Annotated in this window: 23 protein-coding genes and 3 pseudogenes; 11 read left to right on the top strand and 15 right to left on the bottom strand. The window is 58.2% G+C overall.

Features of this window, described 5'->3' with window-relative positions:
• The first annotated feature begins 4 nt into the window (after positions 1 to 4).
• Together IEI95_RS28970 and IEI95_RS28965 are read left to right on the top strand one after the other, a co-directional pair.
• On the top strand, positions 5 to 1,528 hold the full coding sequence (locus IEI95_RS28970; protein WP_194417407.1) for a tripartite tricarboxylate transporter permease: 1,524 nt from the start codon (positions 5 to 7) through the stop codon (positions 1,526 to 1,528).
• A complete protein-coding gene (locus IEI95_RS28965) occupies positions 1,525 to 2,445 on the top strand; it encodes a sugar phosphate isomerase/epimerase family protein (protein ID WP_194417406.1) in 921 nt (306 codons plus the stop codon). The genes IEI95_RS28970 and IEI95_RS28965 overlap by 4 nt, the downstream gene beginning before the upstream one ends.
• On the opposite strand, the gene IEI95_RS28960 is transcribed toward IEI95_RS28965, so the two are convergent.
• The 4 genes from IEI95_RS28960 to IEI95_RS28945 form a co-directional block, all read right to left on the bottom strand.
• Positions 2,442 to 3,185, bottom strand: coding sequence for a sulfite exporter TauE/SafE family protein (locus tag IEI95_RS28960; protein ID WP_194417405.1), 744 nt, complete (start codon positions 3,183 to 3,185; stop codon positions 2,442 to 2,444). The genes IEI95_RS28965 and IEI95_RS28960 overlap by 4 nt on opposite strands.
• 64 nt (positions 3,186 to 3,249) lie before the next feature.
• Positions 3,250 to 4,419 (bottom strand): citrate/2-methylcitrate synthase, encoded by a 1,170-nt coding sequence (locus tag IEI95_RS28955; protein WP_194417404.1) that lies wholly within the window; start codon positions 4,417 to 4,419, stop codon positions 3,250 to 3,252.
• Positions 4,420 to 4,511: 92 nt separating this feature from the next.
• Complete coding sequence (aepX, locus tag IEI95_RS28950) at positions 4,512 to 5,429, bottom strand: phosphoenolpyruvate mutase (RefSeq protein ID WP_194417403.1); 918 nt, start codon at positions 5,427 to 5,429, stop codon at positions 4,512 to 4,514.
• A 251-nt stretch (positions 5,430 to 5,680) separates the two neighbouring features.
• Entirely contained in the window at positions 5,681 to 6,583 is a 903-nt protein-coding gene (locus IEI95_RS28945; protein ID WP_234934299.1) for a LysR substrate-binding domain-containing protein, read from the bottom strand.
• A 329-nt stretch (positions 6,584 to 6,912) separates the two neighbouring features.
• On the opposite strand from IEI95_RS28945, the pseudogene IEI95_RS28940 reads away from it, so the two are divergent.
• Together IEI95_RS28940 and IEI95_RS28935 are read left to right on the top strand one after the other, a co-directional pair.
• Positions 6,913 to 7,077, top strand: a pseudogene (locus IEI95_RS28940) (IS5/IS1182 family transposase); the annotation flags it as partial.
• Positions 7,078 to 7,125: 48 nt separating this feature from the next.
• Positions 7,126 to 7,641 (top strand): DDE-type integrase/transposase/recombinase, encoded by a 516-nt coding sequence (locus IEI95_RS28935; protein WP_194417401.1) that lies wholly within the window; start codon positions 7,126 to 7,128, stop codon positions 7,639 to 7,641.
• Positions 7,642 to 7,661: 20 nt separating this feature from the next.
• On the opposite strand, the gene IEI95_RS28930 is transcribed toward IEI95_RS28935, so the two are convergent.
• Entirely contained in the window at positions 7,662 to 7,835 is a 174-nt protein-coding gene (locus IEI95_RS28930; RefSeq protein WP_234934298.1) for a helix-turn-helix domain-containing protein, read from the bottom strand.
• Positions 7,836 to 7,925: 90 nt separating this feature from the next.
• On the opposite strand from IEI95_RS28930, the gene IEI95_RS28925 reads away from it, so the two are divergent.
• Both IEI95_RS28925 and IEI95_RS28920 read left to right on the top strand, forming a co-directional pair.
• A complete protein-coding gene (locus IEI95_RS28925) occupies positions 7,926 to 9,134 on the top strand; it encodes an MFS transporter (RefSeq protein WP_194417400.1) in 1,209 nt (402 codons plus the stop codon).
• Positions 9,135 to 9,150: 16 nt separating this feature from the next.
• Positions 9,151 to 10,317 carry a serine hydrolase domain-containing protein gene (locus tag IEI95_RS28920; RefSeq protein WP_194417399.1) on the top strand — a complete coding sequence of 389 codons (1,167 nt, stop codon included), beginning with the start codon at positions 9,151 to 9,153 and terminating at the stop codon, positions 10,315 to 10,317.
• A 205-nt stretch (positions 10,318 to 10,522) separates the two neighbouring features.
• Here IEI95_RS28920 and IEI95_RS28915 read toward each other — a convergent pair whose 3' ends face one another.
• Entirely contained in the window at positions 10,523 to 11,152 is a 630-nt protein-coding gene (locus IEI95_RS28915; protein ID WP_194417398.1) for a TetR/AcrR family transcriptional regulator, read from the bottom strand.
• Between the two features lie 187 nt (positions 11,153 to 11,339).
• On the opposite strand from IEI95_RS28915, the gene IEI95_RS28910 reads away from it, so the two are divergent.
• Genes IEI95_RS28910 through IEI95_RS29850 form a run of 4 tightly spaced genes read left to right on the top strand, consistent with a single transcriptional unit; the run spans position 11,340 to position 16,802 of the window.
• On the top strand, positions 11,340 to 14,510 hold the full coding sequence (locus IEI95_RS28910) for a bifunctional cytochrome P450/NADPH--P450 reductase (protein ID WP_194417397.1): 3,171 nt from the start codon (positions 11,340 to 11,342) through the stop codon (positions 14,508 to 14,510).
• A gap of 16 nt (positions 14,511 to 14,526) precedes the next feature.
• Positions 14,527 to 15,636 (top strand): alpha/beta hydrolase, encoded by a 1,110-nt coding sequence (locus IEI95_RS28905; RefSeq protein WP_194417396.1) that lies wholly within the window; start codon positions 14,527 to 14,529, stop codon positions 15,634 to 15,636.
• A complete protein-coding gene (locus tag IEI95_RS28900; protein ID WP_194417395.1) occupies positions 15,602 to 16,012 on the top strand; it encodes a hybrid sensor histidine kinase/response regulator in 411 nt (136 codons plus the stop codon). The genes IEI95_RS28905 and IEI95_RS28900 overlap by 35 nt, the downstream gene beginning before the upstream one ends.
• A gap of 25 nt (positions 16,013 to 16,037) precedes the next feature.
• Positions 16,038 to 16,802, top strand: coding sequence for an NAD(P)-dependent oxidoreductase (locus tag IEI95_RS29850; protein WP_156536611.1), 765 nt, complete (start codon positions 16,038 to 16,040; stop codon positions 16,800 to 16,802).
• 1,054 nt (positions 16,803 to 17,856) lie between these two features.
• Here IEI95_RS29850 and hisC read toward each other — a convergent pair.
• The 7 genes from hisC to IEI95_RS28860 form a co-directional block, all read right to left on the bottom strand.
• Positions 17,857 to 18,948 carry a histidinol-phosphate transaminase gene (hisC, locus tag IEI95_RS28890; RefSeq protein ID WP_272952514.1) on the bottom strand — a complete coding sequence of 364 codons (1,092 nt, stop codon included), beginning with the start codon at positions 18,946 to 18,948 and terminating at the stop codon, positions 17,857 to 17,859.
• An 86-nt stretch (positions 18,949 to 19,034) separates the two neighbouring features.
• Entirely contained in the window at positions 19,035 to 20,195 is a 1,161-nt protein-coding gene (locus IEI95_RS28885; protein WP_060716610.1) for a CaiB/BaiF CoA transferase family protein, read from the bottom strand.
• Positions 20,192 to 21,118 (bottom strand): hydroxymethylglutaryl-CoA lyase, encoded by a 927-nt coding sequence (locus tag IEI95_RS28880; RefSeq protein ID WP_156536609.1) that lies wholly within the window; start codon positions 21,116 to 21,118, stop codon positions 20,192 to 20,194. The genes IEI95_RS28885 and IEI95_RS28880 overlap by 4 nt, the downstream gene beginning before the upstream one ends.
• Positions 21,119 to 21,129: 11 nt before the next feature.
• Entirely contained in the window at positions 21,130 to 21,909 is a 780-nt protein-coding gene (locus tag IEI95_RS28875; protein ID WP_272950909.1) for an amino acid ABC transporter ATP-binding protein, read from the bottom strand.
• A complete protein-coding gene (locus IEI95_RS28870) occupies positions 21,909 to 22,577 on the bottom strand; it encodes an amino acid ABC transporter permease (RefSeq protein WP_060716613.1) in 669 nt (222 codons plus the stop codon). Before IEI95_RS28870 ends, IEI95_RS28875 begins: the two co-directional genes overlap by 1 nt.
• Positions 22,574 to 23,221, bottom strand: a complete 648-nt coding sequence (locus tag IEI95_RS28865) for an amino acid ABC transporter permease (RefSeq protein WP_156536608.1) — start codon at positions 23,219 to 23,221, stop codon at positions 22,574 to 22,576. Before IEI95_RS28865 ends, IEI95_RS28870 begins: the two co-directional genes overlap by 4 nt.
• A 27-nt stretch (positions 23,222 to 23,248) precedes the next feature.
• Positions 23,249 to 24,025 (bottom strand): transporter substrate-binding domain-containing protein, encoded by a 777-nt coding sequence (locus IEI95_RS28860; protein WP_234614283.1) that lies wholly within the window; start codon positions 24,023 to 24,025, stop codon positions 23,249 to 23,251.
• Between the two features lie 261 nt (positions 24,026 to 24,286).
• Here IEI95_RS28860 and IEI95_RS28855 point away from each other — a divergent pair, with 261 nt between their 5' ends.
• A complete protein-coding gene (locus IEI95_RS28855; protein WP_194417394.1) occupies positions 24,287 to 25,219 on the top strand; it encodes a LysR substrate-binding domain-containing protein in 933 nt (310 codons plus the stop codon).
• Between the two features lie 10 nt (positions 25,220 to 25,229).
• Here the strand turns inward: IEI95_RS28855 and IEI95_RS28850 are convergent.
• Both IEI95_RS28850 and IEI95_RS28845 read right to left on the bottom strand, forming a co-directional pair.
• A pseudogene (locus IEI95_RS28850) lies at positions 25,230 to 25,737 on the bottom strand (flavin reductase family protein).
• Between the two features lie 39 nt (positions 25,738 to 25,776).
• A pseudogene (locus IEI95_RS28845) lies at positions 25,777 to 26,932 on the bottom strand (LLM class flavin-dependent oxidoreductase); the annotation flags it as partial.

Here is a 26,932-nt window from a genome sequence, read left to right as displayed (position 1 = left end):
CCACATGGATACGTTCAATCAATTGCTTCACGGTTTCTGGATCGCGGCAACACCTGTCAATCTATTGTGGAGCCTCCTCGGGGTCACGCTCGGCACGGCGATCGGTGTTTTGCCCGGGATCGGACCCTCTGCAACCATTGCGCTTCTTTTGCCGCTAACATTTCAGGGCGATCCGATATCGGCCTTCATCCTTTTCGGCGGGATCTACTACGGCGCGATGTATGGTGGCTCCACCACCTCTATTCTGCTGAACATGCCGGGCGAAAGCACCAGCCTGATGACCGCGATCGACGGATATCAGATGGCGCGCAAGGGGCGCGCGGCGGCCGCTCTCGCAACCGCCGCGATTGGTTCTTTCGTCGCCGGGACGATCGCCACCATTGCACTGACCTTCGTGGCGCCCGTCATCGTGTCGTTCGCACTCAAATTCGGCCCTGCCGAGTATTTTATGCTGGCAGTCCTCGCCTTTTCGACCACCACCGCGCTTGTTGGACGATCCATCACCCGAGGCCTCGCCAGTCTTGCGATTGGAATTCTGGCAGGCTTCGTCGGTCTTGATCTCCAGACAGGCCAGGCGCGGATGACATTCGGTGCCATGGAGCTTCTCGACGGCTTTTCCCTTTCCACCATTTCTGTCGGCCTCTTCGCCGTGGGCGAGGTGTTTCACCTGGCACTCCACCCGCAACCCGAAGAACATAGCACAACCCAACCCATCTCCGGCAAAATCGGCATGACCCGCGAGGATCTCAGCCGCTCCTGGCGACCGTGGTTGAGAGGAACATTTATCGGGTTTCCGCTTGGTGCCTTACCGGCAGGTGGGGGCGAAATTCCAACATTCATCAGCTATTTCGTCGAAAAAACATTCTCGCGGCGGCGGCACGAATTCGGCCATGGCGCGATCGAGGGCGTCGCTGGTCCCGAAGCCGCCAACAACGCATCGACGGCCGGGGTTCTACTGCCACTCTTGACCCTCGGGCTACCGACGTCGGCAACTGCGGCGATAATGTTGTCCGCACTTCAAGGTTATGGATTAAAGCCCGGCCCATTCCTGCTGCAGGATCAACCCGATCTCGTCTGGAGTTTTGTGGCGAGCCTCCTGATCGGAAATTTCTTTCTTCTGGTTCTCAATCTGCCGCTTGCCCGTGTCTGGGCGCGCATGCTGACCATCCCGCAACCACCTCTGCTTGCGGCCATTCTTGTCCTCTCGACAATCAGTACCTACGCGATCAGCCAGTCGGCATTCGATCTTGTCGTTCTCTATGCCTTCGGTGTGCTCGGCTATTTCATGCGGCGACTGGATTTTCCACAAACACCCCTCATTGTCGGCATGATCCTTGGTCCCATGGCGGAACAGCAGTTCCGACGCGCCATGGCGATCAGTCAGGGGGACCTCGGAGTTTTTGTCTCGCATTCCTTGTCGCTGTCGCTGCTGATCATGGCCCTTCTCGCACTGTTCGGGCCACCCATGGTTCGCATACTGCATCCCTTTGCGCGCCAGACCTTTGAAAAAATCGGGACAGCGGCATGACGACAGATGCTCCGAAAATTGCGGGGTTCGGCTTCAGTTCCGGCGACGCCAGCCCCGATCTTTCCGATCTCCCGGACATCCTCGCACGGATCGAGGATACCGGCGCGACGCATTGCGAACTCAATCTCGCCCGCTACGAGTTGATCGTCAACCGTCGAATCCTGCCGGAAAAGGCCGAGAAGCTCGCCCGGATCTGTGCTGCACGAAATCTCCGCTATACCGTTCATGGCGCGCTTGCGGTGAATTTCATGGATGAGGCCAACCTGCCTCTTCATCGTGATGTCTTTGCCGCGATGCTAGAGCTTACCGGAATTGTCGGGGCGAGCATCCTGGTTCATCACGCGGCGGTCATACCAGCAGCCCCAGTGCAGGAAATTGATCGGCTTCACGCCATAGAACGGAACACACTTGGAATGTTCGCCGAACGCGCGCAGCGTCTCGGCGTCCGGATCGGGGTGGAAACATTGTTCGTCGAGAAAGACGACATGTATACGGCCGATCCCTTCCGGCTCGCCAATGAGATCGAGGCGATCGGGCATCCAAATGTCGTTGGCACGCTGGATTTCAGCCATGCATTCATCATGACGCAGTTCAGGGGACTGGATTTCAAGGCAGCGGTTCGTCGCTTCGCCGATGTGGCGGGCCATGTGCATGTTCACGACAGCTTCGGTCGGCCACGTTATATTCGTGGCCACAGTGTAGGAGAGGACGTTGCCTATGGGATGGGCGATCTCCACCTGCCGCCTGGATTGGGTGCGATACCGTGGATGGAGATTCTTCCTCCACTCCCCTTCAAGTCCGGAACGGTGCTGAATGTGGAACTGCGCCGCCGTCATTTTTCCGAGATGCCACACCTCGCTGACTTCATGAGGCAACTTGTCCAGCGGGCAAACACAATCGAGAGCGACGCCATTTAAAGAGCGCGAAAGCCTTGGACGACAAGCATGACACCGCCAAGGGCGACAACGCCGTCAAGGATCACCGTGTGGAATGACGACGACAGGCGAAAAGACAGACGCTTGGCAATGAATGCGCCCGGGGTCGCACAAAGGCCTATCAGCAGCGCCATAAACCAGAGGGGCAAGGTCAGATCACCGGCCGCCTGGAAAACCGATGTCTTGACGACGCCCAGCATCAGCGAAATCCCAGCATCCGTCGCGATCACCGAGACACCCTGCAATCCCGTCGCCAGCAGGATGGAAAGCAGCACGACACCCGATCCTGACGTTCCTCCGACAAGAACGCCGTAACCGCCCGAGGCAACAATCAACCCACGGGTTCGCAGATGGCCATGAAGAAGGTTGGCATAGCGCCGAAGAGGAACCAGGATAATCAGCAAGACGCCGATCAGGATTGTCACATTTGCACCGGAGAGTTTCGTGTATCCATAAGCACCTAGAAGGCAGGTCGGTAAGGCTGCGACAATGACAAGAGCTGCCTTCTTTCCATCGAAGTCTTTCCAGAAAGCCACCAATCTGCTGGAATTGGTCAGCAGAGCCGAAAGGCTGATGACCGGGACGACGGCTTCTGCGCCAATGATCGGAACAAGAATCGGCGGCAACAGCAGCCCTGTCCCGTAACCGGCAATCCCGCCCAGGACAGCCGCAACGAAGGCGAAGGCAGCGACCAGGCCGTATTGAGCAAGTGTGATATCCATTATTCAAACCCTTAAACGAGAGATCGCAACGTTCATTGCGACCTCTCTGCGACCTCTCTGAAGTTCATCGCAGCGGAACGCTGCGCAATTCGGGTCCCGCATACTTCGCTTTCGGCCGGATCAGACGATTGTCCGCCAACTGCTCGAGGATATGAGCGCTCCAGCCGGCCGTGCGGCTTGAAGCAAACAGCGGCGTGAAGAGATCTCGAGGAACACCGAGGCTATAGAGTACGCTTGCGGAATAAAAGTCGACGTTCGGCCACAGCTTCCGTCGTGTCGACATCGCTTCGTGGAGCCTTGTCAGAACCTTGAAGACGCTGTCGTCGCCTTTCCGTTGAACGAGGTCTTCCGCCATTCCCCGCAGGATGACGGCCCGGGGATCTTCACCGGCGCAGCCACGTTGTCCGAAGCCATGGATTTTCTCCTTGCGAGAGAGGGCACCATCGATGAATGCATCTACCCGCTCCGGATCGGATATGGTCTGGACGTTCATGAGGACGCGCTCGTTTGCGCCGCCATGCAAGGATCCGGAAAGCGTGCCGATCGCGGCCGTAACCGACGCCGCGAGATTGGATAGAGTGGATGCAGTGACGCGGGCCGAGAAGCATGAGGCGTTCAGTTCATGTTCGGCATGAATGGAAAGAACCTTGTCCATGACCTGCGCATCCTGCTCGTCCGGATCCTGCAGCGTGAGCTGCTGAAGCACGTGCGCGGCATGACTTCTGCCGGTCAGAGGATCGAGCCATGGACGTTCGCGTCGGTGCGCCTCGAAAGCGCCGATAGCCAGCGGGATCTGGGCGAGCAGCCGTATTGCGCTCAGCCGTGTTTCCTCAAGGCTCTGCCCTTCTGTCTCATAGCACCCAAGCGCCGAGACCGCCGTTCTGAGAGCTGCCATGGGTTCGGTCGAACGTGGCAAGGACCGAACAAGGTCATAGATGGGAGCCGGCAACTCGCGATTGACAAGCAGCGCCTCCGCAATATTGGCTGTCTGCGCGGGCGTTGGCAGTTCGCCGAACAAAAGGAGCGAGACGACTTCCTCGAAGGTACAATGCTCGATGAGGTCCGCGATATCATAACCACGGTATCGCAGTTGATCCGTGTCGTTGTCGATCTCGCATATCGTCGTGAAATCGACGTAGACGCCGGCGAGGCCGCGGAAAACCGGGATTTCGGTCGAATTGCCGTTCATGGCAGACGCCGGCTGGGCATTGGGTAGAGGGCTCAAGACATTCATGACTGGCTCCTTTTCGGTTCGGTCGGGCCATGTGCCCGAGAAATTCATGTCATTCAGGTTACTCACGTCTGGAGGATTTTTGGTGGGTTTGGTCAGTGAGGGAGGTAGCGTTCCTCTGCCTTTGCCAGTTCGCCGTACTTCAGCAGCGAAAAGACATCCTCAAGCGTCGCGACTTCGCCTTCGACAGTGGCAATGCTTTCCTCTCGAATAATCCGGTCGCAAACATTGCGCATCGCCGAGATCGCCGCCCGCATATTATGATTGGCCCAGATCACCGTGGCGATGTTGACCGCCCGATACTCGGAAACCGGAGTACGGAAATACTTGGTCGGAACGATCACGACCGGCAACCGGTTCTGCCAGGAGCGAGCGAAAGCGAGGATTTCCGTCGGTTCGGCTTTTCTCGAATGAATCAGAATAGCGTCCGCCCCGGCGTCGGCATAAGCGTGAGCGCGGGCCAAGGCTTCGTCCAGACCATGACCGGCGATCAGCGCTTCGATCCGGGCAACGAGGACGAAATCACTTTCAGGAATAGCATCCTTGACGGCACGAAGACGTCCGCTGAACTCACCGATCTCGGCCAGCGGGTGCCGGTCACCGATGAACGAGTTCATCTTGGGAAAGCCTTTGTCTTCGAGGCACATACCTGCTGCGCCGCGCTGGCGAAGTTTCAGTGCCGCCAGACGCGCATTGTTGAAATTGCCGAACCCGCTATCGGCATCGACAAGAATGGGAATATCCACTGAGTCCGCCATTCGTTCGACGACATCGACGAGTTGTGTCCATGACGCCTCGTTCGCATCACGAAAGCCAAGGCTCGAGGATATCGACAGCCCTGACGCCCAGAGGCCGCTGAAACCGGCCTTTTCGGCGATAGCCGCCGAAAGTCCGTCATGCGCCTCCATCAGGAAGCTCAGCTTCTCCGGGCGGATGAGATTGCGCAGGGGGTTGGAGTAGATGTTCGTGGTGTTGGATGTAAGCTCGGAATTACTGCCATCAAGATTTCGCATGATTGTCATCCTTCCTTCATAAAACCTTCACAAATACGAGGCTCTACCAAGAGTTGTCAGATTTCAATCGAAATTTTGCAATGCAGCACAAATATACTGCCCTCAAAGCGGATATATTCAAAACACGTCAATATATTGTTTAATTTCAAATACTTGTAGGTATGGCTGCCGCTCTCGTGCTATCCAACGCGAACCGTACACGGACGCAAATCGCCGTATTCGGATGTGCACTCACTGGATTTTCGGGTAAATCAGGCGACAGCCTGGCGAGCAAGTTCGACGAATTGCTGCACACGGCGGTGGATTGGCTTCTGACGAAGCCTGACGATGTAGAAGTTCCGCAGCAATCGAAAACCCTCAATCCGAACTGCGGCCAAAGAACCATCGGCCAGTTCTCTCCTAAGCGACAAGCGAGAGACCATTCCGACGCCCGCCCCTGCTTCGACGGCACCCTTGACGGCTTCTGCGCTACCGAGGACGGACACGATATCGAGTTGGTCTAGCGATGTGGATTTCTCAGTCATTGCGCGTTCTATGAGAGAGCGGGTTCCCGAACCTTCCTCTCTCAATATAATAGGAGCGGCGCAGAAAGCGGCGAAGGCGACCTGCTTGGTTTTTGCCCAGGGATGATCACCAGGGACGATAAATACGATCTCATCCTGGAAAAAGAGCTCTGCTTGATAATTTTCCAGTTGATCCGGACCGTCGCTGCAGAAAGCGACATCTGCAAGATCGTTGCGCAAGCATCCAAGCGCATAGTCGCTGTTGCCGACCTCCATCGTGACTTTGACGTCTTGGTTGAGCGTTCGCAAAGCTCCTATTGCTCGCGGCATTACATATTTCGCGAGGCTATTCGTTGTGGCAATCCTCAAGCGTCCACGAAGATCTTTCGTGAAGGATGACAACTCCGCCTCCGCTTCACCATAGAGATCGAGAATTCGCTGCGCATGGGAGAAAAGTAACTGACCGAGATCGGTCAACTCTATCGCCCGAGCGTCGCGCGTAAACAATTGTCCGCCCACTTCATCTTCAAGGGATTTTATTTGGAATGAAATGGCTTGTTGAGTGAGCAGCAGATGCCTCGCGGCACCCGTGAAGCTCCCTTGACTTGCGACAGTATGGAAAGCCCTGAGGCGTGTGTCTCTTAAAAGCATGATTTCCAATCTTCCGGGATCAAGTTGTGTGCCACGTCCATTGAGCCTCTGCCTCTAATTTGAATGCCGGATAACGCTGCCTGCATGATGATCACGGTGTTTACATCGGTGAAATCTAATTCCAATCCGGGGAGGAGCATTACATATCTTTATGGCGAATACACTGACGAACTCCTCACCAAGGTTGTTCGGCGTTGGAGCGAAACTGTACTTCAAAATACGTTTTATGAAGGGAGTTGGTGCACAGACCATATTTCAACGTTCTGCATCTATGCGACAAGGATCAAAAATAGCTTGATTGATCCCACATCTCTCATCCCACATCCAGCATGCCGCACAAACATAACGCCGCCCGCCGCCATCACATCGATAAGATGAAGTTCAAGTTAACGAACTGGGCGGACTATGAGGCAGGGCTTCGCTGTCGTGGCAGCTTGACCCTTTGGATAACGCCGGAGGCGCTGGCGGGCTGGGCAGCTCCACGTCGCAAAACGGCACTGTAAAGTTAACCTGGCATCGATCAACATTTGGGATCTTGTGGCATGACCAGATTTGCCCGTGATCCACTTTATCGTCGCCATCGATTTCCAGCCGAGGTGATTGCCCATGCCGTTTGGCTCTATTTCCGGTTTCCGCTGAGCCTGCGGATGGTCGAGGATATGCTGGCTGCCCGTGGCGTCATCGTCTCTCACCAAACCGTGAGGCTCTGGGCGGAGAAGTTCGGCCGGCATTTCACCAATGACATTCGGCGGCGCTCAGCCGACAAGCTTCGATCCTACGGTGCGGCGAAGCGTGATATCATGCCCGGCATCGAACATCGCTCGCACAAGGGCCTGAACAATCGGGCCGAGAATTCTCATCAGCCTGTCCGACGGCGTGAAAGGATTATGAGGCGCTTCAAGTCAGCGAGGCATCGTCAACGGTTCGTTTCCATCCACGATCCGATTGCCAACCTCTTTCACATTCCCCGCCACGACATTCCATCCACCCATCATCGCGAATTGCGAAAAACAGCCATGCAAACATGGTACCAAATCGCTGGCATTCAAGCCGCCTAAAGCATAACCTCAACCCCAGATCATGACTGTGAAGCGCTAAGTTTACATTGCCGGCGAACGGCAAGCCGCTCTTCCAGCCGCGCGACCGCCTTGCCTATAGCGGAGCCCGAGACGCCGAGTCTGGCAGCGGCACCCGCAAAGCTGCCGGAATCTGCCGTCTGCACGAAGGCATTGAGTGCGCCGAGATGTTCCATCCACTGATCCCTATTACGGACATTGATATCCGATATGATGGGAACTCTGGCATAGTTCTCCTGTCGAGGCGACCGACTTATGGTAGGGTCATGACAAACATACATGTATCCGCCACCTCCCCCGTCGACCCGCCTCACCCCGGTCGTCTGCCGCTCTCCGGCCTGCTCGCACTCGCCATGGCCGGCTTCATCACCATTCTGACAGAGACCTTGCCCGCGGGTTTGCTACCGCAGATCGGCGCGGGCCTTGCCGTGTCGGACGCGTTTGTCGGCCAGATGGTGACGATCTATGCGATTGGATCGCTCATCGCCGCGATCCCGCTGACGGCAGCGACGCAAGGCATACGACGGCGGCCGCTACTCCTCGCTGCCATCGCCGGTTTCGCAATCGCCAATACGGTGACAGCCTTCTCACCCAGCTATGCGCTGACGATGATCGCCCGGTTCTGCGCCGGTGTTTCGGCTGGCCTGTTATGGGCGCTGCTCGCCGGCTATGCGGCACGCATGGTGGCCGAGGCACTAAAGGGACGGGCTATCGCCGTGGCCATGGTGGGCACGCCGCTCGCATTGTCGCTCGGCATCCCGGCCGGCACGTCTCTCGGAACCTTGATTGGCTGGCGCGCGTGTTTCGGCCTCATCAGCGTGTTGACGCTCATATTGATCATATGGGTCATGGCGAAGGTACCGGACTTCCAAGGGCAACCTATGGAGCGTCGCCGCGGGCTCGGCACGGTGTTTACTCTGCCCGGCGTGCGCCCGGTCCTGTTCGTCACCCTTGCCTTCGTCCTCGCTCACAACATCCTGTATACCTATATCGCCTCGTTCCTGGTCGAGGCCGGCATGGCTGCGCGGACCGATCTTGTGCTTCTGGTCTTCGGCACGACAGCATTGGCAGCCATCTGGATCGTCGGAGTCCTGATTGCCCGCCGGCTGCGAACCCTGTCGCTCGCCAGCATCGCTTTGTTCGGGCTTGCAGCACTGGCGCTTGCGCTATGGGGCAGGAACCCAGCGGTTGTCTACGGTGCAATCGCAGTTTGGGCCCTCGCTTTTGGCGGAACCGCCACGCTGTTTCAGACCGCTCTTTCGAATGCCGCAGGCGATGCTGCAGATGTTGCCCAGTCGATGCTGGTCACCGCCTGGAACCTAGCCATCGCCGGTGGCGGAATCGCCGGCGGGTTGATCCTGCAGCAGAGTGGCGTTGGCGGCTTCGCCCCAGCCATTCTTGTCCTCCTACTCCCGGCCTTCATCACAACCCTTTGCGCCCGCCATCATGCCTTCCCGGCGGCGGCCCATCCCTGATCCAAAGGAAATTCTCATGACATCCTCAAATTCTTCAATCGCATCGCGCCTGGACGCCGTGATCGACGGTGCGATTGCAGCCGAGCGCATCGTCGGAGCCGTCGTCCGCGTCGCACTCGACGGCGAAATAATCTGGAGCCGCGCAGCAGGCCTCGCCGACCGGGAGGCCGGCACGGCGATGCGAACTGACGCAATCTTCCGGCTGGCCTCCGTCTCGAAACTCTTCACCGCTGCTACTGCCCTGGCGCTGGTCAGCCAAGGGAAACTGGATCTCGATCGACCGATCACGGAATGGTTGCCCGCGTTCACGCCGACCTTCGAGGGACGACCCGCTCTTATCACCTCGCGTCATCTCCTCAGCCACAGCGCAGGGCTCAGCTATGGCTTCTTCGAGCCGGAAGACGGGCCGCTCTCCCGAGCCGGGGTCTCCGACGGGATGGACCGCTCCGACCTGACCCTTACCGACAACATCCGGCGCCTTGCCGGCGTCCCCCTCTCCTTCGCGCCGGGGTCGGCATTCCGCTATTCGTTGGGGATAGATGTTGTGGGTGCGGTGATTGAGGCGGCAACAGAGCTCGCCCTGCCGGAGGCCATCCGCACGCTCATCACCGAGCCGCTCGGTCTTGAGGATGCCGGTTTTGCGCTTTCCGATTTATCCCGGGTTGCGGCTGCATACGCGGACGCCACGCCACGTCCCCGCCGGATGCACGAGCCGGAGTACCTGCCGTTACTCCCCGGTATGGCCGGCGTCATCATGGATCCATCACGTGTGTTCGATACCAAGGCTTTTCCTTCCGGCGGCGCCGGTATGGTCGGCACAGCGTCCGATGTGTTGCTGCTGATAGAAGCGTTGCTGCAAGGTGGCGGCGATATCATGACGGCCGACCTTGCCGCCGAGATGGCGCGCGACCAGATCCCCGGAATTGAAATCGAGGGTTCGCCGGGCTGGGGCTATGGTCTCGGCTTTTCGGTGCTGCGCGACAGCCAGGCTGCAGGCGTGGCCGAGCCGGCGGGGACTTGGCGCTGGGGCGGGGCCTACGGGCACAGTTGGTTCATTGACCCAAGCAACCGCCTGACGGTTGTGGCACTGACCAACACCGCATTCGAAGGCATGTCCGGCGCCGGCCGATTTTCAGCCGATCTCAGTCGGGCGATCTATGCAGCGATGGCGGAGCCGTCATGAACGGGCAGTGGAATGAGCGATGCTATCCGACATTTTTAGTCGAAGACTACCGCCTTGAACCATATCGAACCGTCGACCTCTCCAGATTTCGAGCCGGTTATCGCTGACGTCTCTAAGTTTGTGTTTCCTGCGATCTGCGCCGAGCCCGTTGCCTTGCAAGCGGTCCAGGGCAAATCTTGTGATGTCGCCCTTTGAGACAGCGGCTCTATTCAGCGAATGAGCGTTGTGGCCGCACTGCCGTTTTGGGACTTGTTCCCTGAAGGAACAGCGCAACAGCTACCTCGATCAACTTCATTGCCTCTTCAGCCGTTGGAGGTTTGGTGACACCAATGCCGGCATCACGCATCGGTTCGGCAAAGACCATCGCCATCAGCATCCTGGCTGAGAGGACGGGATCGTCAAGAGACAGCTTGTTGGCGCCGACATAGGCCGCGAGGTCACGAGCCAAGGGTTCGATGCCGAACATAGAAACAGCATCAATATAAAGTTTTGCCATTTCTTGGAACCGCACCCCCTCGCTCATAAAGAGGCGATAGGAGGTGATGCCCCTTGTGGAAAACGCCAGTTCCGCGAAGGCATGGAGATGGGCCGCAAGCCTTTCTCGAGGAGGCACATCGAGATCAAGGGGTCCGATGCCAACAAGTTTTGCAACCATACTCACGTGCATGACAGCGTGAAGCAAATCCACCTTGGAATTGAAGTGCTTGTAGACGGTTTTTTTTGATATTCCGGCCGCCGACGCGATCCTGCCGACATTGGCCTGCTCGTAGCCACGAGCGAGGAACTCAGCCGTTGCCGCTTCTATAAGCCTTGATCTGGCGTCCGTGCCCTCCATCGTGTCCTCCAAAAAAACGGTCTCACCTCTGGAAACCAATGGGTTTCCGGCCTATGTCATTACCCACCGCAGTTAATCGGAACGGGCGATCGGGTCAAACATCACAATCCCATCTCCTGTTCGCTGTGCAATGCCAAACATGTCGTAAGGCCGACCGCCATTGCGAACGCCTTGAGGAGCAGCACTTATGTCGAAGCTTGAGCCCATACCTCAGCCAAGAGGACTGCCGATCCTCGGACATGTGACCTCCATCGATCCTGACGCCCCGATCCAGAGCCTGATGCGGCTAGCGCGAGAACTCGGACCGATCTACCGCCTTGAGACCTTTGGACGTGAAATTATTATCGTCAGCAACCAGGAATTGACAGCCGAACTTTGCGACGAAAGCCGCTTCCGCAAGGCGCTCCATCCGCCACTGCGGGAATTGCGGGCGGTAGCGAAGGACGGCTTGTTCACCGCCTATGACGAAGAACCGAACTGGGGAAAGGCGCATCGCCTGTTGATGCCAGCGTTCGGCCCGCTTGGGCTTCGTAACATGTTCGACCGGATGCTCGACGTGGCCGAACAGATGATGGTGCGCTGGGAGCGGTTCGGCGCGGGCGCAGAGATCGATGTCGCCGACAATATGACCCGGCTGACGCTCGATACGATCGCGCTTTGCGCTTTCGATTACCGCTTCAACAGTTTTTACCAGAACGAAATGCACCCATTCGTTGCAGCCATGACGGGCGCGCTGGAGGAAGGGGCCAACCGCTCGCGACTTCCTCAAGGCGCCTCGAAGCTGATGTTGCTGCGCAATCGCCGCTTCGACGCGGACACAAGAACTTTGCGAGAGGTGGCCGATCGCCTGATCGTAGAACGGCTGGGCGATCCGAGGCTTGGAGAGCGCGGCGACCTTCTGGATGTTATGCTGACGGCAAAGGACAAAGAAACTGGGGAAACTCTGAGCCGGGAAAATATCGGCTACCAGATGATCACCTTCCTCGTCGCCGGCCACGAAACGACAAGCGGCCTGCTGAGCTTCGTGACTTTTCTGCTGCTTAAAAATCCGGAGGTGTTGACCAGGCTTCGGGCCCATGTGGATGGCGTGTTGGGAGGCGACACCCCGACAGTTCAGCACCTCGAGCGACTGAAATATGTCGAACAGGTTCTGATGGAAACATTGCGGCTCTGGCCGACCGCCCCCGCCTTCGCGGTGCATCCCCTCCAGGACACGACGATCGCTGGCAAATATGCCGTCAAGACCGATGATGTTCTGCTGGTCCTGTCTCCCATCCTGCACCGCGACCGCAAGGTCTGGGACGAGCCGGAGGCGTTTCGCCCGGAGCGCTTTGCACCGGAGAATGCCGAACAGCTGCCACCGCATGCCTGGAAGCCGTTCGGGAACGGCCAGCGGGCCTGCATCGGCCGCGGGTTTGCCATGCAGGAGGCAACGTTGGTGCTGGCGATGATGCTGCAACGCTTCGATATCGAGCTTGTCGACAGGAACTATCAGCTTGTCGTCGGCGAATCCCTGACGCTGAAGCCGAAAGAACTTCGCATACGGGCGCGGCGCCGGGATGTTCCGGCAGGTACGCCAATAAGCCGAGCCCCCATAGCCTCGATCCGGCCACTCTCCAGGCCGCAGGCGAACTCGCCCATAGATCGTGGACCGCTGCTCGTCCTTTACGGCAGCAATACAGGAACCTCGGAGTCGTTTGCGCAGAAGCTTGGAAGCGAGGCACAGGCGCGCGGTTACAAATCGATCGTCGCAACTGCTGATGAGTATGCCTCCGGCGTTCCGGTTGGGGTGCCGTTTGTCGTGGTGACCGCTTCATACGAGGGCCAGCCTCCGGACAATGCAGGGCAATTCCTTGCCTGGGCGGAAGCCCTTCAGCCTGATATGCTCAAGGGTCGCCCGGTCGCTGTGTTCGGCTGCGGCAATCGTCAATGGGCGCGCACCTGGCAGGCAGTTCCGAAGCGTGTAGAAGCGGCTCTCCTGCAGGCGAGAGCGATATCCATTCTCCCACGAGGCGAAGCCGACGCCGGGGGTGATCTGTTTGGCGCATTTGATGAATGGCTGAGCGCATTCTGGCCGGCTATCGCCCGGGCTCTTGGACAGGAAGCTCCTGAAGAAACGACCTCTACTGCAGGTGTCGAAGTTGAAATCCGCAAAGGCGAGCGCGAACGGCTGTTGCGGCTGGAGGAACTGCAGCGGGGAACCGTCGTATCCAACACCGAACTCGTCGATATCACCAAACCCGGGACGCGCTCCAAACGGCATTTGGAAATCAGACTGCCGAAGGGAATGTCGTACCAGACCGGCGATTACCTGGCGGTGCTTGCCCGCAATCCCGCAGACGTCGTGGCACGGGTGCTTCGCAGGTTTGGCTTGAGTGAAGATACCGAGCTCGTCTTGCACGGGGCGCCCGGGGCGTTTTCTTCCCTTCCACTCGACAAGCCGACCAGCGCAGGGGAGCTGTTTGCAAACTATGTCGAGTTGCAGCAGCCGGTGACCGAAGCGCAGGTCCGCGCGGTGGTTGAGGCCATTTCGTGTCCACCAGAACGGCGGGAGGCGGAGCGGCTTGCCGATCCTGGCGTCTACAAGGCAGAGCTGCTTGCAAAGCGGGTCAGCCTGCTCGAGCTCACCGAGCGCTTCATGTCGGCCGACTTCCCGCTGGGCAAGTTCCTCGCCGCTCTGCCGCCGATGAAGGTCCGCCTTTACTCGATCGCCTCGTCACCGCTCGTAGCTCCCGACGTCTGCTCATTGACGCTTTCCGTTCTCGATGGGCCGGCGTTATCGGGCAGTGGTCAGTTCAAGGGCGTTACCTCGACCTTTCTGGCGGAGGCGCAGCCGGGCGATCCCGTCACGGTCGCGGTTCGCCCCAGCCAGCGCGGTTTCCGTCCGCCGGAAGATAACTCCGTTCCGATCGTGATGGTGTGTGCCGGAAGTGGCATCGCGCCATTTCGAGGCTTCCTGCAGGAACGGGCTGCCCGCAAGGCAGCAGGCGTGCAGACCGGTCCAGCTCTACTCTTCTTCGGCATCCGCGATCCGGACACGGATTATCTGCACGGACAGGAACTTGAGGCCTGGGAAGAGGACGGCGTCGTATCCGTCCGCCTCGCCTGCTCTGGCTCCTCCGAGGCCCGATATGTCCAGGATCGGATCTGGCAGGATCGCAAGCAGATCGAGGACCTCTTCCGCCAGGGCGCACATGTTTACGTCTGCGGCGACGGCGAGAAGATGGCGCCCGCGGTGCGGGATGCATTCCTCAACATTTATCGCGAGGCAACCGGCGCTTCGTCCGAAGAGGCACAGGCATGGTCCGACCGGATAGAGCGCGAGTCCGTGCGGTATGTCGCCGATGTGTTCAGCTGAAATGAGAGACTATCAAGTGCCTGAACAGATCGCTTTTCTAATTCTCTCACTGCGCCGGGTCGGTTGGGCTTTGCTCGCGCTTGTCTTCCTGGGCGGTTGTGCATCGCGGCCTGATCAACCAGCCATCGAGATTGGCGCGACCGGTCAACCGGGAGGCTCCACGGTGACCGTATTTGCAGCGACGACTCGGTCCGTGAAAGAACAGAAAGGCTCCGTTGTCTATACAGCGGATAAGGCATTTGCCCTAAGCTATGCCCGCTTCAGGATTGTGGTTCCCGCAGCGAACAAAGGCAAGGTCGGTTATAGCCTTTCTGGCTTTTCGGTTCTGGACCGCAAGATTTTGACGCGGACGGAGTTTCTTGACCAGGTGCAGACACAGGCCTCGACCCGGGGCTCCGTCGGCCTGCCGAGGATCGGCATCTACGTCCACGGTTTCAACAACAATTTTCCAGAGTCACTGTATCGTCTGGCCCAGATGAAGGAGGCGTCCGGCTCCGATGCCGTGCCGATCCTGTTCTCCTGGCCATCCGAAGGAACTGTTGACGGGTATGGCGCCGATCGGGACTCCGTCAACTATTCGCGCGACTACCTTGCCGATCTTTTGCTTGACGTCACGAAAGGGCGTAGGCGCGGTGAAGTGATCCTGCTCGGCCACAGCATGGGGGCGTTGCTGACGGTGGAGGCTGTTCGCCAACTCAAACTCTCCGGCCACGACGAAGCGCTTCCTCCTCTTCAGCTGGTTCTGGCAGCCCCCGATATCGATGAACAGGTCTTCCGGCAGCAGATGAAGGTCATCGGAAAGCTACCGATCGCTCCGGTGATCCTCGTGACGAAGGATGACCGCGCGCTTGATATATCGAGACTTCTGGCAACGGACAGGCGGCGGATCGGCTCGCTTTCCGTCGATAGTCCGGTGGTGCGCCAAGAAGCACTCAAGGAGGGGGTGCAGATTATCGACATCTCCGAACTGACATCGATCGATACTCTCAATCACGATCGGTACCAAGGTCTTGCACCTCTCTTCCGGGAGTTGATGTTGAGGCGGATCGGTGAGGGTAAACTGAACCAGCCGGGTTCGTTCGAACTGGCGCATGGCGCCGCCATCATTCCAGCAGCATCGGAATAGCGTCATTGTAGCACCTTCGGATCGTTTGATCGCCTCAAAAGTCAAAGCACTCGTCATCGAATGCCGTTCGGACTACGCACTCGACTACGAGCTGATGCTGAACGGCTTTGGGTACGATGTGCTGTTCGCACCGACAGCTCCAGCTGCCGGTCGTGCTCTGCTTGAGCATCCGGAAATTGCCCTAGCGTTCATTGATGCAGACAGTGTAGACGTGGAGCCATGCATTGACGTGACGGTTAGCGTCAAAGCGATCCCGCTTCTCGTGTTTGCCTCTCCCGGGGTATCGGTCTCGAAACCGCTGTTTTGCGATCTTCACCTTTGTCGCAAGCCAGTCGTCTCGCGTGACGTCGAGCGGATCATCGCCAATATTTTTTGAGCGGTTCGCCGGCAGGAGCGCTACGATGAAAGTCATTATCTTGGGTGCAGCAGGGAACCTTGGTCGGCGGCTGGTCTCCCGGGGGCTTGCCAATGGTCATGACGTGACGGCGTTCGTTCGAGATCGTACTCGGTTTGAGCAGGCTTGGGGACTACCTGAGCCATGGCCGTTCAAGGTTGTCGTCGGGGACGCGACCGACTCGACTGGGCTTCATCAGGCGATCCTCGGGCATGATGCGCTGGTAAATGCCGCCGGGAACGTGACAGAAGGCGAAAGCTTCGCGTCTCTGGTGAGCGCTGTCGTTAACGTGGGGGAGCAAGCTTTGCCCGCGCCGCATCGAATGTGGTTCTTGGCAGGTGCAGCCCTTCTGAACGTACCCCATACCGAAAGGGTCGGCGTCGCATTACCCGGCGTCCCCCCGATTTATCGGTGGCATGAGGTCAACTGGCGCCGCCTTGAACGCTCGCGAGCCGATTGGTCGCTCATGTGTCCAGGTCCTATGATCGCCTCATTCCCGGGACTACCGCGCCCAGACTTGCGTGTTTCGCTTGACGAACTGCCTTACCCCGTCGGTCGTTGGACCCGGTGGGTGCCAGGTCTGGTCCTGGCTCTAATGATGAAGGCGAGGTTGCCGGAACTCATCGTAAGTTACGAAGACGTGGCCGAATTATTGATGTCGAATTTGCAGTCTGGGGGGGTCACCAGCCGTCGCCGGGTTGGTGTCGCGCTGCCGGAGGGCGAAAGAGGCTTCAAGCACGGTTGGGTTCCCGGGCAGCGAGGAACGGCATGAATGACAGCCGGTTGTCCTGGATGACGGACTCGGCCTGATCCTCGGAGACGAATATACATTGCCTGCGGCACCAAGTTCTTGAACATCAAACACGACGGGGAGACAGGTCGGCCGCCCTTCGGCTCCTCAGACCGCTTCAGCGTCTTCGCCAATGGCTTCTCAAACACAAGCCAGGGGATGATCGCGTTGAGTTTCTCAAGCGGATCACGCATCCTTGCGCGCTTTGAGACCCCCTCGTCTCCGTGTCGAGAACGAGACTTTTGAGGGGGATACTCCGGGCGCGGGTTTGGCGCAACCGCGCGCGGCACCAGTTTCGTAAGGATGCGGTAGCGGCCCGTCTGCGAGAGATGCCGGGCCATGTCCTCTTCACTCATCGGGATGGCATGTTTGTCGGGTTTGGCGGATTTGGATGCGACACGGGTGAAAATCGGATCGTCCGCAGCCTGCTCCGAAAACGTGTCAAACTGTTCTGCTGTTCCTTGTCATAGCCCCGCCGCCAATTTTCTTACTTCAAAACACGGCGCGATCGGCAGATCAACCTTGTTGCCGGGGGGACGCTTTCAGCCAATCTGGTGAGCAAGGTTCACAACCGCGCAGTTTCGCGGAGCGACAGATCTTGGGTCGTTGCGCAGACGTCCAAAACAAAGGGCATACCAGATGCAGCAGAAACTGCGAAATCCGTTCGCCTCCCGCAAGACCGGTTAAAAGGGTTGCCGTAGGAGGTTTAGCATAGCGACGGCGACGCCGGAAACCGGGACCGACGGCCCCCGGCGCACAGGTCTGCTCTAAATGGATGTCCACCACATTGATGTTCGCGATTACTCCATTTCGCCTTGAAGGGATGTGAACCGACGTACGAGAACAAACAACTTAGTTAAGGAAGCGATTTGATTTTGAGAGCTGCAGATTGGCTTGGGCTATTCAGCTAGGCAATTGCATTGGTCGACATTCGGCACACGCAGATTTCGATACCAGTTATGTTGGACTGGCGGACCGAAAAGGCGACTAACCCAAATTGGTCCAGCAATTCAAAACTCGCCATTGAAGAGCGCGGTTAAGGTGTGATCACTTCTTTCAGCGCTGTGAGAAACATATCGTTCTCAACATCTGTGCCGATCGATACCCTAAGCCAGTTGTCAAAACCGGCTTCTTTCCAGGGCTTGACGACGACCCCGTTCATCAAAAGAGCCTGTGCCACCTCGTAACCCGGCTTCGGCGTTCTTACGAAGATGAAATTTGCCGACGACGGCGCGGCAAACAGCCCAAGATCGGTGACTTGCAGCGCGACGCGCTGACGTTCCGCCGTTATTTTTGCAACAGAGGCTTCCATCCATTCCTGATCGCCGAGCGCGATCGTCGCTGCCATTTGCGCAGCGGAGTTGACGTCGAAAGGCGGCTTGGCGCGCTTCAGCATATCGGCAATCCCGGCGTTTGAGCACAGGCCGTAACCGACCCGCAGGCCTGCCAGACCATAGGCTTTTGAAAACGTCCGCAGAACGACGCAGTTGAGACCGCTGCGACCCAAGAACCGCGTCCCGTCGACTTCATTCTGGAACTCGAAGTAGGCCTCGTCGATGACGAAGAGGGTCTCCGGACTTGTGGCTGCCGCAAGACGCTCAAGCTGAAGCATGCCCAGCGTACAACCGACAGGGTTGGAGGGTGTCGGCAGGAAGAAGACGGCAGGCTTCGCGGCGAGCGCCACCTCAAGCGCGGCAATATCGAACTCCATATCTTGCGTCATCGGGATCTTCGTGACCGTTGCACCGGCCGCGATCGGATCGATCTCATGCAGGCCGAAACTCGGCGTGACGGTCAGCGCTCTACTTCCAGTGACCAAATAAGCGCGGGAAATGGCTGCCACGATTTCCTCGGATCCGTTGCCCACCACGATATTCTCGAGGGCAACATTGGTTCTGGCTGAAATCGCCTCCCGCAATGCCGTGCAACCAGGGTCCGGATAACGCGACGGATCAAACAGATCCGACGCGAACATCGCTCGGACTTTAGGCGAGCAGCCATATGGATTCTCATTGCTGGCGAGCGCAGCAATCTGCGATCTACCACTGACCTTCCGTGCAAACTCGATATTCATGCCGGCATTGTAGAGCGGAAGGTCGGCAATTGCCGGATTTGGGACGAGCTTCACGTCGGACTCCAACTGTTTGATGCCTACTCTGAGTGGCGGGGTTTCACCTGACGGCGTTTCGCGACAAAGCGTCGGTTCGTTCCCTGTCACTCCACCTGTGTGATCGGCGCAGCGAACGTGCTGGAGCGGGCGACTTCGGACGTGTGCTCGCCGATATGCGGCGCTCGCGGCCGCGTTCCGCCGAGACGCTTTCCGCCGAGCGTCAGCGGCAGCGCTGGAAGCTTGGAGGCCATTCCGTTGCTCAGCACCACGTCGATCATGCCATGGTTCGCGTTGAGATGCGGATCGTCCAGCAACTCGATGGGTGTGCAGACCGGAGCAAACGGCAGGCCAAGCTGCTCGACAGTGGCTTTCACCTCGGGTGCGTCGAGCGACAGGAACAGACTGCGGATTTCGGGAATAAGCCAAGAGCGAGCCTGCTGGCGCAAAGCATTGCTTGCTAGTCGGGGATCGGCCAGCCAGCCGGACCTTTCGAAGGCCACGCAGAAGTCATGCCACTGCTGGTCACCGACAATACCGACGAACAGTTTGTTGCCATCGGCGAGATCGAAAAGATCGTAGGCCGGCCAAGGACGTTCGGTGACCGAGAAGGGTGTCGAGGCCTGGCCCGTTATGACCTCCGCCAGCATGGCGGGAGCCATCAGGAAGGCAGCGTTCTCGTAGAGTGAAGCTTGCACTTCCTGGCCGAGACCGGTGGTTTGTCTTTCGCGCAATGCCGCCTGGATACCGATCACGCCGAACATGGCGCCCATGATATCGTTGACGGACGCACCGGTTCGTAACGGCCGATCTGGCAATCCCGTCATGAATGCGAGACCGCTCATCATCTGGACGACCTCGTCCAGCGCGGTACGATGTTGATAGGGGCCCGCGAGAAACCCCTTGAGCGAACAATATATTAGCTCTGGATGTTGGCTCTTCAGGCTCTCATAGTCCAGCCCTGTTGCTTTCATCATGCCAGGCCGAAAATTCTCGATCAGAATATCCGTTTCGGCAATCAGGTCATCGAGAACGGCACGGTCCTCATTGAGCGTCAGATCGAGCGCCACACTTTTCTTGTTGCGACCGAACGTGTCGAAAAAACCGGCGGCAAGACCCGTCAGATTGCGGGTGCGATCACCTTTGATCGGTTCGATCTTGATCACGTCAGCGCCGAGATCGGCGAGGATCAGACCACAGCATGGCCCCATGATCATCTGGGAAAATTCCAGAACTTTGATGCCGCTTAAGGGAAGGGTCTTGGTCATGTGCGCATTCCGTATGCTTTGGGAATCCCCGACGTGAAAATATGGCTCGGCATGGGATCGTTCGGAAGAAACGTGTGAAGGGCATGGGTGGCGATCAGAAGCGTTTCGAGGTCGATCCCCGTGCGCTGACCTGACGTCTCCATCATGTAGACAAGGTCTTCGGTCGAAATGTTGCCGGATGCACCCGGCGCGAACGGGCAGCCGCCAAGACCGCCGAGCGCCGCATCGAAACGGGTGATCCCGACCTCCAAAGCGGCGTAGGCGCAGGCCATGCCGGTTCCGGTCGTGTCGTGCAGGTGAATGCGCAACGGAATGTCCGCACCTGCCGCAGATCGGACGCCCGCGACGATGTCTTTCACCTGCCGAGGGCTGGCATACCCAACTGTGTCAGAAATGCAGATCTCGTCGGCACCGATGTCGCGCGCCTGCTCGGCAAGCCTGAAGACGCTTTCAGGATCGACAGCCCCCTCAATCGAGCAGCCAAATGCCGAGGCAATCGCCAGGACGAGCTGGGCCGGGCGCTCGGCGGAGGCCATGGAGATCTTGACCGCCTTCGCCGCCTCCATCTGCTCGGTCGGCGTGTTGCGGACATTGGCGAGGTTGTGGCTGACGCTTGCCGACACCACGAAGCTCACGGAGTCAACGCCTGCGGCAACCGCTCGCTCGGCCCCTTTGGGATTGGGCGCAAACGCAGAGAGGAAAACATCTGGTTTGCTGCGGCCATGGGCGACCAACTCGACAGCATCTGCATATTGTGGAAATCGCGCCGGCGGCACGAAGCTTGTGACGTCGAATGACCTGACGCCGGCTGCGTAAAGCATGTCGAAAATCTGCATCTTCGTCTCCGGCATCAACACCGTGTCGACGAGCTGCAGCCCGTCGCGCAGCACGACGTCCGATATGGAAATATCGCGGGTTGGCATGGCCGCCCCTCCTAAAATTGATTGCGTTCGTGATAGGTCTGGAGAAACTGCTTGAGGCGCGGCTCCTCTGGAGAATAGAGAACATCCCGTGGAGGGCCGCAGCGAACGATCCGGCCTCCGTCAAGAAAGGCAACTTTGTCGGCGACCTGCGCTGCAAAGCCGATCTCATGCGTGACAACGATCATCGTCATCCCCTCTTTCGCCAGATCGCGCATGACTTGAAGCACCTCGCCGACAAGTTCTGGATCCAATGCAGAGGTCGGCTCGTCAAACAGCATCAGATGAGGGTCCATGGCAAGCGACCGCGCGATTGCTACGCGCTGCTGCTGTCCGCCCGAAAGGGCCGCGGGATAACCGTCAGCCTTGGCCGCCAGTCCCACCTTCTCCAAAGTCTCCATCGCCTTGCGATGAGCATCGGCCTTGGACATTCCCTTTACCTGCCGCAACGGATCGGCGACATTGTCGAGGGCGGTCATGTGAGGCCACAGATTGAAGTGCTGAAAGACCATGCCGATGCTGCGTCGCATGGCGCGCAACTGCCCCCCGCGCATCAGTTTGCGCGCGCCCGAGGACATGTCGTAGCCCATCAGCTTGCCCTCCACCAGAATTTCGCCTTCGTCATAGGACTCAAGGAAATTGACACAGCGCAGGAGCGTACTCTTGCCAGACCCGCTCGGCCCAATGAGGCAAAGGACCTCGGATTTCTCGGCGACGAGATTGACGTCGTGCAACACCTTCAACGGACCGAATGACTTCGAAACGCTGGCGATACGGACCATTTCTTCCGCCATTATTCGCTCCTGACAGTGTGCCGCATGACGCGGCGTTCGATATAGTGGCCGGCCCTGGCGATGGAACTGACGACGATCCAGTAACCGAGGGCCAGCGCGAACAGGGATTCGAAAGCTGCAAATGTTTCGATGGACATTTTCTGAACCTCGTAAGTCAGCTCGGGGACCGAGATAATGGAAAGGACAGAGGTCTCCTTGCTGACGACGATCAATGCGTTCACAAGTGACGGCGTGATTGCGACCAAAGCTTCGGGTGCCTGAATCCGACGGAAGATTGCAAGGCGTGGAAGTCCCAAGCTGATGCCGGCTTCGACATGACCGCGGGGAACGGCGTTGAAGCCGACCCGGTAGATTTCTGCCATATAGGCGCTGCCGTGAAGCGAAAGCGCGAGAATGCCGGCCGGCAGGGGCTCTAGAACCAGACCAAAGGAAGGGCCTGCTCCATAGATGAAGAAGGCGACCAGAAGCGGCGGCGTCCCGCGAATGATCTCAGTGTAAAACAGGGCCGCGGCGGACAGAATGCGGCTCGGCGAGATACGGCACAGCACCACGACAAAACCGATCGCCATGGCGCCCGCGCTGCCGGCGACCCAGCACAGCAGGGTCGTGCCCAATCCACTCAGCAGTGCCGGACCATAGGGGACGATTGCAGAGAGATCGAAGTTCATCGGCCTGCTCGCCTCATTCTGTGCTCGAAAATCCGACCGGCAAGAAGCAGGATCTGCGTGATGACGATATAGATGGCGCAGGTGGCGGTGTAGATCTCGATTGGACGAAATGTTGTCGACACGATATTCTGGCTCGTGCGCGCCAGTTCCGCGATACCGACGACCGAGATCAGCGAAGAGGATTTCATCATCAGCGTCAGTTCGTTCATGAGCGCCGGCAATGCCAGGCGAAACACCTGAGGAAGCAGGATGGTGCGCCATATGCTGACAGGGTCGTAGCCAAGCGTTCGGGCAGCTTCTATCTGGCCTTGCGAAATGCTGCCATGGACGCCGCGCAGGATCTCAGCCACATAGGCGCCACTGATCAAGCCAAGCGCGAGGACAGACGCCATCGTCGCCGACATGTCGATTCCGGCAAGCGGCAGGAAATTATAAAAGAGCAGCAACTGGACCAGAAGCGGCACCGAGCGGAAGTAGCTGACATAGGTGCGGGCAAAGAACTCCGCGACAGCAATTCCGGAACGGCGCAGAATGAGAACCAACGTTCCGATCGGAATGCCGACGATCGTTCCAAGCACCGATATGTAGATTGTGACCAAGGCGCCCTCCAGAAGGAAGGGAAGCGTATGTAATATCGTTTGCATGGGTTCTCGCCAGCATTCTTTGCTCAGTTAGATCTGCGGTTCGGGCATGACTGCCGGCAGATCATAGGCTTCGCCGAACCATTTTTTCTGGATGGCGGCCATGCGTCCGTCTGCAATGACCTTGGCGAGGGCCACGTTGATGGCGGCAATCAGGCTCTTGCTGTCTTCGTCATTGCGGGCGATCCAGCCGTAATAGGTCGGGATGCCGAATGTCGGCTTAACGACTTCGAACGTATCGGGACGCTGCTGCGCGGCATAGGAGACGTTTGCCAAAGAGCTGGCGGCAGCCGTGACGCGGCCGATTGCGAGATCGGCATAGAGCTGGTTGTTGTCCGAATACTCGCGAATGGTAACGGGGGTGGTTTCGTTGAACCGTTGTACCTGGCGCAGGATGGCGCTGGACTTCACCACCCCGACGGTCTGCCCTTTGAGGTCTTCAGGCTTGGTAACCGCTGCATCGCCCTTACGCTTCATGAATGCGCTGCCGGAGAAGGCGAAAGGATTGGTAAAGGCGTAACGGGTGACGCGTTCTTTCGTGGCATTGATGGGCGCGCCGACGAAATCGAATTTCCCCGATTCCAAGCCAGGCAGGACGCTTGTCCACGGCAGGTCGACGTAGTCCATCGCAAGACCAAGTTCCTTGCCGATCTCGTCGAAGAGATCCCTGTTGACGCCGACATATTTGCCATCGACCTTCATGTCGAAGGGCGCGAACTGCATCTCGGTTACGACCACCAGCTTGCCCGCAGATTTCGCTTTCTGGAGTGCATCGGCAGCGGCAATGTTTGGCGCCAGAACGCTCACAGCAAGGACGATGCTCGCAAGGTGTGCACCCGCGGATCTCTTGAAAGCAGTCCGGATAGTTGAGACGAAACTTCCCATTGTAACCTCATCTTTTTTGCCCGGACCGACGGCCCGCAGCGTTCCCCTTTTGATTGGCGTTCATAGCCAATATCGAACAATTTATCATTTAATGCCTATTGAAGAAGCATGCTTTTAATATAGACTGCTTTAGCTAAATTAAACTTGGGTGCCCCGGACTTGTCCCTAAAAAACCTTCCGCCGATGAAATCCCTGATGGCGTTTGAAGAGTTCGGCCGCCTCGGAACAATGACGGCTGCCGCGGAAGCCCTTGGCATCACGGTTGGAGCTGTCAGCCAGCATATAAAGAGCCTCGAGAGGTCTGTCGGTATCAGTCTGGTGACGAGAGCGGGTAATAGCGTCAAGCTGACCAGTGCGGGGCAATCCTATCGAAACTTCCTGGCTCGGGGCTTTCAGGAATTTCAGGATGCCCAAGATGCCGTGAGAAAAATCCGTTCCACCAGCTCGATCACCGTGAGCAGCTTGCGCTCCCTTGCGGCAAAGTGGCTGGCCCCAAGGATGGTGGAATGGCAGAAGATCAGCAATGGCGCAAAAGCGCGTCTGCAAGGCGACTTGACTGAACCAAACCTGGAGAATGGTGATGCCGATTTCCGCATTACCTATGGCCGGCATATAGAACCGCATCGACAATATGCGCGCCTGTTCACAGATATTGTCCTGCCCGTCTACGCGCCCGGCTTCAAAGGCCGTGAGCTGGTCACGCGGCCGGAGCATCTCTTGCAATTGCCGCTCATCGAGATTGAATGGGCAGACAGCGAAGGACAGTCCCCGGGGTGGTCACAATGGGCAGCGGCGCACTGTAAAAGCTCCCCATTCATAGAGCCTACGCTGGTCTTCTCATTCACCAACGCGGCTCTCGATGCAGCGCTTTACGGTGAAGGGGTCGTGCTCGCGCAGTTGTCCATGGTGTGGGACGATATTGTGGCCGGCCGCCTGATCGTGCCATTCGACCTCCGGCTCCCCATGCCACAGCCCTACTATGTCGCATGGTCCTCAGCCGCCTTCGACAAGCCCGCCGGCCGGGAGTTTCATCGATGGATATTGAGCAAGGGGCGGCAGCAGGGAGACCTCGCTCATCGATCCGTCCACGTGCACGAAGACAGGACGGCCCCATGAGGGACAGCCGTCAGGTTCTCAAATGACGATAGGCACCACGCCAGTAAAGCAGCGGCTCGTTTGCATCGAACGTTGCAATTGACCTGACCAGTCCAATGACGATGGCATGAGAGCGGTGAATGATCGCCTCTTCCAGTTCACAGTCGAAGCTCGCCAAGGCTCCCTCCAAAGCCAGTCCTCCGGTCTCCATCTGCCACCATTGGTAACCTTCGTAGCGCGTCAGCACCCTGAACGCCTCCGAATCCTGAGAAGGAATGAGCCACCGCTTGATGGTCAACGGATAGCACGTTGATACAAAAGTGTCGGCCACGTTCAAGTGCTGGCCAGGACGAAGACCCACGGTTCAGTGCGGTCATGATGGTTGGTCCGTCTGCGGAAAGCGCAGTGACGGAGGTTGCCGTGAAACCGGTACGCAAATCTCCTTCGCCGGTGGTGACCACGCAGACAGCACCCGCCAGATGTCGCATGGCGGATTTGAACTGCTCGGCGCTGGATTTCACAAGAGAGCTGCCGTCCATCTCAAGCCCGCCCTGCCGCTGCGATCCTTGCAGCAGCGTATAACGGTTCGGCGGCATCGAGAGGCCGAGATTGTCACGCAGGGTCGAACCCTCGTACTCCTCGCGGAACAAGCCACGACGACGCAGCTCCGGCAGCACCAGCCTGACGAAGTCGTCAAGGCTTGAGGGCAGCGTCGGGAACATCAGGATGAAACCGTCTGCAGCACGCGTCTCGAACCATTCCTCCATATAGTCGGCGATCTGGGTGGGCGTGCCGGTGATGCCGTTCCCTGTATGTCGCTCGGCATAGTGGCGGATCAACTGTCCAACCGTTTGACCCTGCTTCACAAACTCCACCAATTGATCGAACATCTTTCGGGATCCCTTTGGCTCCGCCGGCAGGCGATCCACTGGGAAAGGTTCGTCGAAGGGAAACACCGCGAAGATCCGCTTCCAGGAATTCTGAAAGCATCAGGCGTCCGACATCGGGATGCAGATTGTCGATCAGGAAATCGACCTTGGCCTTGGCTTCGGCTTCTGTTTCGCCAACGTTGATGACGATGCCCGGCATGATCTTCATGTCGTCGGGGTCGCGCCCGAAAGCAGGCATTCTTCCCTTCACGTTTTGATAGAACGCCCGATTGCTCTCGAGATTGGAGGCAAGGCTGAACACGATTTCAGAGGTGCGGGCAGCAAGCGCCATCCCGGCTTCCGATCCACCCGCCTGGGCAATCACAGGTCGACCTTGCGCTGACGGAGAAATGTTCAGCGGACCGCGGACCTGGAAGTGTTTGCCGATGTGATCAAGCGTATGGAGCTTCTCCTTGTCGTAATAGACACCCTGCTCGCGGTCGAGCAGAAGTGCATCCCGTTCGAAACTGTCCCAAAGCCCGAACACGACATCGATAAATTCCTGGGCTCGATCGTAGCGGACGGCATGCGGATCGAGGCCTTGGCGGTTGAAGTTGTATCCGGTCTCGTCGTGGTCGGACGTGACGACGTTCCAGCAGGCGCGGCCCTTGGCTCAGCTGATCGATCGATGCGAAGATGCGAGCGACATTGAAAGGCTCGTAATAGCTGGTCGATACCGTCGACACCAAACCCAGCTTTTCGGTCATGACCGACAGAGCCGAGATCAGGGACAGAGGCTCGAAACGGTTGGCCTTCGTGGGGCTGCGCGATAACGCGTCGGGGTCGCCGACGCCGGCAGCCGCGG

This window comes from Agrobacterium vitis (assembly GCF_014926405.1).
Classification (GTDB): domain Bacteria; phylum Pseudomonadota; class Alphaproteobacteria; order Rhizobiales; family Rhizobiaceae; genus Allorhizobium; species Allorhizobium vitis_H.
Note: the sequence above shows the minus strand (reverse complement) of the source record. Positions and strands in the feature narration are given on the sequence as shown.

What these genes read in the sequence shown, in the direction of transcription:
- IEI95_RS28925 (WP_194417400.1), top strand. Translation starts at nt 7,926, where the DNA reads ATGACAAACATACATGTATCCGCCACCTCCCCCGTCGACCCGCCTCAC.
- IEI95_RS28875 (WP_272950909.1), bottom strand. Translation starts at nt 21,909, where the DNA reads ATGGCGGAAGAAATGGTCCGTATCGCCAGCGTTTCGAAGTCATTCGGT.
- IEI95_RS29850 (WP_156536611.1), top strand. Translation starts at nt 16,038, where the DNA reads ATGAAAGTCATTATCTTGGGTGCAGCAGGGAACCTTGGTCGGCGGCTG.
- IEI95_RS28855 (WP_194417394.1), top strand. Translation starts at nt 24,287, where the DNA reads ATGAAATCCCTGATGGCGTTTGAAGAGTTCGGCCGCCTCGGAACAATG.
- IEI95_RS28965 (WP_194417406.1), top strand. Translation starts at nt 1,525, where the DNA reads ATGACGACAGATGCTCCGAAAATTGCGGGGTTCGGCTTCAGTTCCGGC.
- IEI95_RS28910 (WP_194417397.1), top strand. Translation starts at nt 11,340, where the DNA reads ATGTCGAAGCTTGAGCCCATACCTCAGCCAAGAGGACTGCCGATCCTC.
- IEI95_RS28920 (WP_194417399.1), top strand. Translation starts at nt 9,151, where the DNA reads ATGACATCCTCAAATTCTTCAATCGCATCGCGCCTGGACGCCGTGATC.
- IEI95_RS28955 (WP_194417404.1), bottom strand. Translation starts at nt 4,419, where the DNA reads ATGAATGTCTTGAGCCCTCTACCCAATGCCCAGCCGGCGTCTGCCATG.
- IEI95_RS28880 (WP_156536609.1), bottom strand. Translation starts at nt 21,118, where the DNA reads ATGCCAACCCGCGATATTTCCATATCGGACGTCGTGCTGCGCGACGGG.
- IEI95_RS28945 (WP_234934299.1), bottom strand. Translation starts at nt 6,583, where the DNA reads ATGCTTTTAAGAGACACACGCCTCAGGGCTTTCCATACTGTCGCAAGT.
- IEI95_RS28930 (WP_234934298.1), bottom strand. Translation starts at nt 7,835, where the DNA reads ATGGAACATCTCGGCGCACTCAATGCCTTCGTGCAGACGGCAGATTCC.
- IEI95_RS28935 (WP_194417401.1), top strand. Translation starts at nt 7,126, where the DNA reads ATGACCAGATTTGCCCGTGATCCACTTTATCGTCGCCATCGATTTCCA.
- IEI95_RS28970 (WP_194417407.1), top strand. Translation starts at nt 5, where the DNA reads ATGGATACGTTCAATCAATTGCTTCACGGTTTCTGGATCGCGGCAACA.
- IEI95_RS28900 (WP_194417395.1), top strand. Translation starts at nt 15,602, where the DNA reads ATGGCGCCGCCATCATTCCAGCAGCATCGGAATAGCGTCATTGTAGCA.
- IEI95_RS28960 (WP_194417405.1), bottom strand. Translation starts at nt 3,185, where the DNA reads ATGGATATCACACTTGCTCAATACGGCCTGGTCGCTGCCTTCGCCTTC.
- aepX (WP_194417403.1), bottom strand. Translation starts at nt 5,429, where the DNA reads ATGCGAAATCTTGATGGCAGTAATTCCGAGCTTACATCCAACACCACG.
- IEI95_RS28885 (WP_060716610.1), bottom strand. Translation starts at nt 20,195, where the DNA reads ATGACCAAGACCCTTCCCTTAAGCGGCATCAAAGTTCTGGAATTTTCC.
- IEI95_RS28865 (WP_156536608.1), bottom strand. Translation starts at nt 23,221, where the DNA reads ATGCAAACGATATTACATACGCTTCCCTTCCTTCTGGAGGGCGCCTTG.
- IEI95_RS28870 (WP_060716613.1), bottom strand. Translation starts at nt 22,577, where the DNA reads ATGAACTTCGATCTCTCTGCAATCGTCCCCTATGGTCCGGCACTGCTG.
- IEI95_RS28915 (WP_194417398.1), bottom strand. Translation starts at nt 11,152, where the DNA reads ATGGAGGGCACGGACGCCAGATCAAGGCTTATAGAAGCGGCAACGGCT.